This window comes from Nocardiopsis sp. TNDT3, from assembly GCF_003427465.1.
Lineage (GTDB): Bacteria > Actinomycetota > Actinomycetes > Streptosporangiales > Streptosporangiaceae > Nocardiopsis > Nocardiopsis dassonvillei.
Genome location: NZ_QPFC01000142.1, coordinates 1 through 3,747 on the forward strand (window position 1 = coordinate 1; position 3,747 = coordinate 3,747).

Annotated in this window: 3 protein-coding genes and 1 pseudogene; all 4 read right to left on the minus strand. The window is 74.8% G+C overall.

What is annotated here, in order from left to right:
• Nucleotides 1-248, minus strand: a pseudogene (locus DQW06_RS04070) (bifunctional 3'-5' exonuclease/DNA polymerase); the annotation flags it as partial.
• A 165-nt stretch (nucleotides 249-413) separates the two neighbouring features.
• On the minus strand, nucleotides 414-1,346 hold the full coding sequence (locus DQW06_RS04075; protein WP_071621515.1) for a 2-hydroxyacid dehydrogenase: 933 nt from the start codon (nucleotides 1,344-1,346) through the stop codon (nucleotides 414-416).
• Between the two features lie 144 nt (nucleotides 1,347-1,490).
• Nucleotides 1,491-2,309, minus strand: a complete 819-nt coding sequence (locus tag DQW06_RS04080) for an RNA methyltransferase (RefSeq protein WP_117197987.1) — start codon at nucleotides 2,307-2,309, stop codon at nucleotides 1,491-1,493.
• 426 nt (nucleotides 2,310-2,735) lie between these two features.
• Nucleotides 2,736-3,350: a hypothetical protein gene (locus tag DQW06_RS04085; protein ID WP_197724867.1), complete on the minus strand. Its 615-nt coding sequence runs from the start codon at nucleotides 3,348-3,350 to the stop codon at nucleotides 2,736-2,738.
• Nucleotides 3,351-3,747: the final 397 nt, after the last annotated feature.

Here is a 3,747-nt window from a genome sequence, read left to right on the forward strand (position 1 = left end):
TAACCCAGGAGCAGGGCCTCGGTGAGCGCGGCGTCGTGGCAGCGCGAGACCCGTACCCCGGCGCGGACCAGGTCGGGGTAGACGTCCTCACCGGCCGACCACACCCAGCGGGGCGGCTGGGGGCGGGCGTGCTCGGCCTCGCGCACGGCGGCGGCGAGGTCGCCGACGCGGCGGATCGGGCCGGGGGCCTCGTCCAGTTCCTGGAGCCAGCCGCCGCCCTCGCCGTCGGCGACCACCGCGATCCGCATCCTCCCCAGTGTGCCGCCTGCCCGCGACAGTTTCGCGGACGCGCCGCGCGGGAGACCCCGTCCGGTTCCGTCAGGGCGGGGGCGGGCGCCCGGGTCCTGCTCTCCGGGACTCGCGGTGCGGGCCCGGGCGGGTGGCGCCCCCGGGCCGGGGGCGCCGACGCGGTGTCAGCGGTCGCGGGCGGATCCGGTGCGGACCACGTTGGCCAGCGGCTCACCGGCGGCCCAGCGGGCGAGCTGGGCGTCCACGAAGGCGCGGGCACGCGGGTAGAACGCGGCCGAACCCCCCGCGACGTGCGGGGTGAGGAACACGCCGGGCGCGCTCCACAGCGGGTGGTCCGCGGGCGGGGGCTCGGGGTCGGTGACGTCGAGTGCGGCCCGTACCCGGCCCTCCTGCTCCAGCAGGGCGCCGGTGTCCAGGACGGGGCCGCGGCCCACGTTGACCACGAGGGCGTCGTCGCGCAGCAGGGCGAACTCGCGGGCGCCGAACAGGCCGCGGGTGGCCTCGGTGAGCGGGGTGACCAGGACGACGATGTCGGCCCCGGGCAGCAGGGCGTGCAGTTCGTCCACGCCGTGCACGCCCTCGTCGGGACGGGCGCGGCTGGCCACGCGCACGACCTCGGCCTCGAAGGGCAGCAGGCGGCTCTCGACGGCCTGGCCGATGCTGCCGTAGCCGACGATCACCACGCGCGAGTCGGCCAGGGAGCGCAGCTGGGCGGAGCCCCAGTGGTGCTCCCTCTGCGCGAGCGCCCACCGGGGCAGGTCACGCTGGGCGGCCAGGATGAGCGCGAGGGCGTGCTCGGCGGTGCTGGCGTCGTGGAGGCCGCGCCCGTTGCACAGGGTCACGTGGTCCGGCAGCAGAGGGAGCACCTGCTCGTACCCGGCGGACAGGAGCTGGACGACCTCCAGCGACGGCATCCGCGCGATCATGTCGAGCCGCGCGTCGACGCCCTGGGTGGAGGGGGTGTAGGGCACCTGGTAGAAGGTGACCTCGTCCAGTCCGCTGTCGGGCGCCGCTCCTCCCGCGTAGAGGTCCACGGTCAGGGAGTCCGGGGCGTTGTCCCTGTTCTGCTCCCACTGCACCAGCGTTCGGCCGCCCATGTCGCGCCGCCCTTCCCCTCGGTCCGTCTCAGGCGCCACCCTAGCGGGACGGCCGCGGAGGCCGCCGGTGCGGGTCCTGACCTGCGGCGAACGGAAGACGGGTCGGCCCGGGAACGGGTCGGTCCGCCCGGGGGCACGACCGGCTCAGCCGGTGGCGCGGGTGAGCTCGTAGCAGGCGATGGCGGCCGCGGCGGTGACGTTGAGGGAGTCGACGTCGCGGTCGGCCATGGGGATGTGCACCCGGGCGGTGGCCCGCTCCAGCCAGCGGGAGGAGAGCCCGTCTCCCTCGGTGCCGAGCAGGAGTCCGACCCGGTCGCCCGGCGCGAGGGCGGCCATGGCGTCGCGCAGGGGCAGGGAGCCCTCCCCCGGTGTGAGCGCCATGAGGTGGAACCCGGCCGCGCGCAGGGTGTCCAGACCGCCGTACCAGTCGTCCAGGCGGGTGTGGGGCAGGGTGAAGACCGCGCCCATGGACACCTTGACCGCGCGCCGGTACAGGGGGTCGGCGCAGCGGGGCGCGAGCACGATCGCGTCCACGCCCAGACCGGCGGCGCTGCGGAAGATGGCGCCCACGTTGGTGTGGTCCACCAGGTCCTCCAGGACCACGATGGTGCGCGCCCCGGACAGGACGTCGTCGAGTGGGGGCAGGGCGCGGCGGTGGAAGGCGGCCAGCGCGCCGCGGTGCAGGTCGAAGCCGACGAGCTTCTCGGCGGTGTCCTCCCCGACCACGTACAGCGGCGCGGAGGAGGCGGCGACCACGTCGTCGAGCGCCTCGGCCCGGCGTTCGGTGAGCAGGAAGCTGCGGGGTTCGAAACCGGCCGCGGCGGCCCGGCGGATGACCTTGTCGCCCTCGGCCATGAACAGCCCGTGCTCGGCCTCCAGGTGGCGGCGCAGGTTCACGTCGCGCAGGCGGGTGTAGTCGGCCAGGCGCGGGTCCGCGGGGTCACTGACCTTGATGACGTCCATGGGGGTCGATTATCGCCGGTCCGCGAGGGTTGCGGTCCAAGGCTGTCCGCAGGGTCCGCCGGGGTCCCGGCCCGAGGCCGTCCTCACGGTTGACGGGAGATCCGATCCGAGGCCGTCCACAGGGGCCGCGGAGGCCTGGTAGCGCGGTCGGCGGCACGGGACACTGGAGAACGGGGGGACCACCCCCTGCTGTCGGCTGCGCGTGGCGCCCCCGTCATCGAGCCTACGTTCGCGCCAACGCGCCCGAAAGCCCCGATCGCGGCCTGTGGACAAGCGCCCCGCGACACGGGCCCGGCCGCGCCGCGGGTCCGACCGTGGACACGGATCCAGCCGCGCCGCGGGCCCCGGCATGCCACGTATCGGGCCACATCGCGGGTCCGACCACGCGGCGGGTCTCACCGCACCCGAGGCCCGGCCGCGCGTCCGTCAGCTGATCTGTTCGGTGAGGGCGCGCAGGCGCTGCCAGCGCGCCTCCTCGCAGGAGCCCTTGCGGGTGAGCGTGGTCTCGACCTCGTGGCCCTCCCAGACGCCCACGATGGTGGCCTCCTGGGGTCCGTACACCTTGTCGGTGCACACGGTTCCCTCGCGGACCTCGGTGAACAGCAGCGCGCCGCCCGTGTTGACGGCCTCCGACGGCTGGGCCCCGTCCTCCGCGCCCTCGGCGTCTTCCGCGGCCCCAACCCCGTCCTCACCGCCGCCCTCGGCGTCGACCGACTCCTCCTGGACGGTGGCCGGCTCACCGGTGTCGGCGTGGAACTCCTCCGCGACCCGGGCCAGTTCGGCGCAGGCGGCGGGGTCCTCCTCCAGGTTCCCGGTGCACATCAGCGTCTGCACCCAGGCGCGTCCGCGGTCGCTCACCTGGACCTGGAGCCGGCCGCTCGGCCCCTCCGCCACGACCTCCTCGGGCTCGTCCGCGTCGGGGGCCAGGTCCGGGGTCATCGCGGTGGTGGCCTGCACGTCCCGCTGGTCCGGCGGCAGCATCGACGGACCGACGATCGCCCCGTAGGCGACCGCGCCGAGGCAGCACGCTCCGGCGAGCATGGCGGTGCCGAGAGTGCCTCGGCTCCGGTGTTCACGATGCGATGGGGACATGCCAAAAACCCTCGGGGGTCGGTGTCACGGGACGTCCACTGGGGAGTGTGGGCTGGGTGTGGACGCGGGGCCTAAGCCTAGCGGGGAGCGCCGAGTGGCCCTTGACGGGCACGGTAACAAAGCGATCACCCTGGTCGGGTCGGTAGGGGCTTCCTCTCGTGCGTTACCAACGAGTAAGGTCCTGGAAAAGTGTCGTTCGCGCCTCATGGTGTGGTTGTTCGTCCTCCCTACCGTGTGACGCCGTCGGGTGCGCGGGGGTTCGCACCTCTCTTCCGCGGGGCCGTCGCCGTGGCACCGCGGGGCCCCGCTCCACCCCTGCCCCCGCGTGCCCGCGTTGACCCCGCAT

Excerpts from the sequence above, each read along its gene's own strand:
- DQW06_RS04075 (WP_071621515.1), bottom strand. The coding sequence starts at position 1,346 with ATGGGCGGCCGAACGCTGGTGCAGTGGGAGCAGAACAGGGACAACGCC.
- DQW06_RS04080 (WP_117197987.1), bottom strand. The coding sequence starts at position 2,309 with ATGGACGTCATCAAGGTCAGTGACCCCGCGGACCCGCGCCTGGCCGAC.
- DQW06_RS04085 (WP_197724867.1), bottom strand. The coding sequence starts at position 3,350 with ATGCTCGCCGGAGCGTGCTGCCTCGGCGCGGTCGCCTACGGGGCGATC.